This window comes from uncultured Granulicatella sp. (genome assembly GCF_963528195.1).
In the GTDB taxonomy this organism is placed as follows: domain Bacteria; phylum Bacillota; class Bacilli; order Lactobacillales; family Aerococcaceae; genus Granulicatella.
Genome location: NZ_CAURVN010000071.1, coordinates 1 through 4,066 on the forward strand (window position 1 = coordinate 1; position 4,066 = coordinate 4,066).

At 33.5% G+C, this 4,066-nt stretch carries 1 protein-coding gene and 2 pseudogenes; all 3 read right to left on the minus strand.

The window, feature by feature from the left end; translation table 11 throughout:
* Positions 1–2,780, minus strand: a pseudogene (locus RWR88_RS08640) (hypothetical protein); the annotation flags it as partial.
* A gap of 274 nt (positions 2,781–3,054) precedes the next feature.
* Positions 3,055–3,408, minus strand: a complete 354-nt coding sequence (locus tag RWR88_RS08645) for a helix-turn-helix transcriptional regulator (RefSeq protein WP_314451870.1) — start codon at positions 3,406–3,408, stop codon at positions 3,055–3,057.
* 11 nt (positions 3,409–3,419) lie between these two features.
* A pseudogene (locus RWR88_RS08650) lies at positions 3,420–4,066 on the minus strand (conjugal transfer protein TrbE); the annotation flags it as partial.

Below are 4,066 nucleotides of genomic sequence, written 5' to 3' on the forward strand. Positions count from 1 at the left end.
CTCCATTTTTTAGCATCGTCCGAAGTGATGTTGGAAGCATCCTTATTAGCTTTAGTAGATAATTTAGTATCTACAGTATTAGATAATTCAGTGATTTTAGGGTCAATAACGCCTGTGATGGCATCGTTAGATACATTTACCTTATACAAGGTTGTATTACCCTCTACACGGCTTTCTACCGTTGTGTTTGCACCGTTTTCTAATTGGATTGCTTCCTTGGATAAATTACGGATCACAGTTTTACCATTGTCTGTAATATTATCTAAGGAAGTATTGGCTTTACCATTAAGTTTTGTCTCGATGCCGCTATTAATATTAGATGTGGCTGTATTTACTGCGTTCGTGATAGCAGTATTGACTGTTCCACCAGTCACTAAACCTTTATCTCCAGCAGCCACTGAACCAGTGCCTAATTTTTCACTCCATTTTTTAGCATCGTCCGAAGTGATGTTGGAAGCATCCTTATTAGCTTTAGAAGTGAGAGTAGAAGGATCAATTTGAACATTAGCTAATGCAGCATGTAAGGTATCACCAGTAACAAGTCCAGTATTACCAGCTGCATTCTTTCCAGTACCTAACGTAGCTTGCCAAGCCGTTTTATTAATTGCTCCGTCTTTTGCTTCAGATACTTTCCACAATTGATTACCATTAATTGCTTCTTTAGAGTTTTCAGCAATTGTACCATCTGTTACATTCACTAACTTTCTAGTAGAAGTATTAGAGCCAATGGATACTACATTATCTTCAGTGGCTACACTATCCTTGCCAAGAATAACAGAGTTATTAGCTTTAGTAGTTACGTTAGATCCCAATACAAAGGTATTTGTACCTACTGTATGTGTAGTAGTGGAATTACCAATGGTATTGTTATTACCGAATGCGTAGGAGTTATCTCCATAAATCGTATTCGGGTCGCCAAAAGTCCCCGAATTATTACCGATTACAATATGGCCAACACCTACTGCAATAGATTTAGTACCAGTTACGGCAGAACCTTTACCAATAGAAATAGAATTTTCACCAGTGACAATAGAGCCAGTACCGATGGCAATGGAATTAGAGCCTGTTGATAAGGAATTAGTGCCAATAGCCATCGCATTTTCCCCTACGTTTGATAAATCATGTAGGGTCAAAGCATTTTTAAGAGCCGTCAAACGTTCCTGATTTTGTTGCAACTCTTGGGATTTAGCCGTCAATTGTTTCATTAATGTTTCATATTGCTCCATATACAACAAATCTGAAGCGTTGGGATTGATAGATTCCCAATTTGTTTTAGCTTGATCAGCAGAGGCTTTTAAAGCTGCAATTTGTTTTTCTTTTTCCGCAACCGCATTTTTATTAATTTGAAGAGCAGTTTCAAGGTCAGAAGTAAGTTTGTTTGTTGTAATTTTATTATTTTCTAAAACATCTGTGATGTTTTCTTTTTTCCAATTTTCATAGTTGTTACTCAATTCTTTATTAATTAAAGTATTTAAATCATATGAAGCAGCAATAGCATTGTATTCTTTTATTGCAATATTTTTTTTATCTAACCAAACTGTATTATGCGTATCTTCGTATTGTTTTTGATAATATGTTATTTCATAGGCCTTAACCTCATAATCTATTTTTTTATCCATTTCTAAAAACAATTTATTTTTGAGGTCAGTTGTTAATAAAGGGTTGTTATTAGCATTAAAATACTCTCTAAAAGATTGCTTATATTTAGCAGATTCTTCTATTACACTATCCCATTCATCCTTAGTTGATAAATCTGTATTGATATGTTTAAAAACTATATCTTTACTTGGTTTGTTAGTTAAGCCATTATATGAATCAAAAGCATCTTTATTAAATTGGTTCATTACTTGAATATTTGGATGTGACATATAAATCAATGTCCCTTTTACATTTAACAATCCAGAATTTATATCTGTACTATTAAAAATATATGGATTAATTACTGTCATGTTTAAACTAGTATCATTTAAATGAGCATTATTCCAAATAGGTTCATTATTTTTGTTAAAAAAGCCAATTGGATCAGATTTAGCTTGACGAGCTTGATTAGCACGTAAATCCCCAGAAGCCTTATAGTATGACTTAATATATTCTTTATAGAAACTATCTAAAGGTAAATCCAAGGTACTACCTTCTTCGGTCATACGCTTTAAATTAGTAGCAGCTTCTGTCAATCCTGAAGCAGAGGTAATATCAACATTACCAATGCGATTAACTGCACCTAAACGATTGTTTAAATCATCTAGTTTAGCTTGAGCATTACGCAAAAATTCAGCAGAATTAGCGACTTCCGTATCATAAGTGTTTTTCTTTTCTAAATAACTTTGATGTGCTTTTTCCTTGGCAAGTCGAACTTGCTTAACACGTTCACCAGCTTCAATCGTCTTAGCTTGTTCAGAACGGATTTTTTGGATTTCGTTGGACAAATTAGTTACATTATTCTGAGCAGTAGAGATTTCAGCTAATCTCTGTCTATTTTCATTTAATTTACCAGTAATGGTATCCTTTGTTTCGTTGCCACCAGTGGCAACAGCATTATTACCTACCGCAAGTGATCCAGTACCAGTCGCAATAGACCCGTTACCTCTAGCTCTTGAATTATTACCTAATTCAAGCCCAGAGTCCTCTTTAATATTGTTGATGGTGATATCATAGAAGTTATTAGTTACACCATCCTCTGTAGTTGTAGTAGTAGCAGGATCTGCTGCATAACCAATACCTGCACAAGCAAGTGCTACTAATGTGGAAAGTGCTAATTGTTTTTTCTTAAAATTTTTCATTATAAATCCTTTTTCAAAATTTTATTTCTCATAAACTTAGTAATACATTAATGACCATATACTTTACCTTTTGGATTTACAAACTTCTGTAATATTTCCGTCCTCATCTGTTTTAAAACCAAAAACGCACTCTGTTCCCATAAGTTTATATGCTTTTTGTAAATACTCTTTAAACTTTTTTTCATCTTTATTCACATTAAGATGTTTGAATTTTCTAAAAAGTCTACTTCATCGCCATTATCTTCATTATCTAATGTTATTTTAAAATTTTTCATTATAATCCTTTTTCAAATTTATTTAAAATTTTAAAAATTTGTTTTATTTCATTTGTTCCGAGTATTCTTTTTATACATTTACATATTTCTAATGACAGTTCTCTTTCTGGTTTGACAGCTTGAGAGGACGTATTTTTGGTATTACGAGTAAACTCGTTGCCTAACAATTCATCAATACTGACGTTTAGTAAATATGAAATTTTACATAATACATCATATTTTGGTTCACGATTGTTGCTTTCATAGCTAACATATGTAGGGCATGGAACTTCAAGCACTTTTGCAAACTCTTTGGCAGTCATATACCCCGCTAGTAATCTGTATTTTTTTAAATTACTACTAAATTGACTCATACGCCCCCTCGTCATAGGTAGTTTTCCTTGATAAACTCGGCTTCTTTGTAGAGACCTTTATAAATCAACCATTCTAAGGTGAAGTTATCCATTTTCTTTTCTTCAATCAGTTTGTTCAGGTAAATTTGGTCGCTTTTATCTGTGGATAAAACAAAAGCAGCTTCTACAGGCTGTAAGGCAAGATCAAATACACGATTTCCTTTTTCAAAAGAACTATAGTAGTATTCATGCCGTTCCTGGTTATCTAGCTTAGAAATGATGTCAATTTGACGTTCATTACAACCGAATTGATGGTAATAGTTACGTATTTGTTCATTAACTGCATTTTGGTTGCGTAGATAAATTCTATTAGGGCAGTTTTCCAGGATTGTAGATAGTAAATCTGGCTTAGAAATAATATCTGCTAAGTTCTGAGTGGCCACAATAATTGATGCATTCTTTTTACGTAAATCTTTGAAATATTCTCGGATTTTATCTCGGAATACAGGGTTATCAAAGAATAGCCAACATTCATCCAGGATAATCATAGTAGGGGAGGGGCTATCTTCTTTTAAAGCGTTGTCAATCTGATGGAATAGATAGTCAATGGTTGAAGGAACGATCGCTGGAGTACGCATTACTTCTTCCATTTCATACACCTGCCAACGTCCTGAACCTT

What these genes read in the sequence shown, in the direction of transcription:
- RWR88_RS08645 (WP_314451870.1), bottom strand. Translation starts at nt 3,408, where the DNA reads ATGAGTCAATTTAGTAGTAATTTAAAAAAATACAGATTACTAGCGGGG.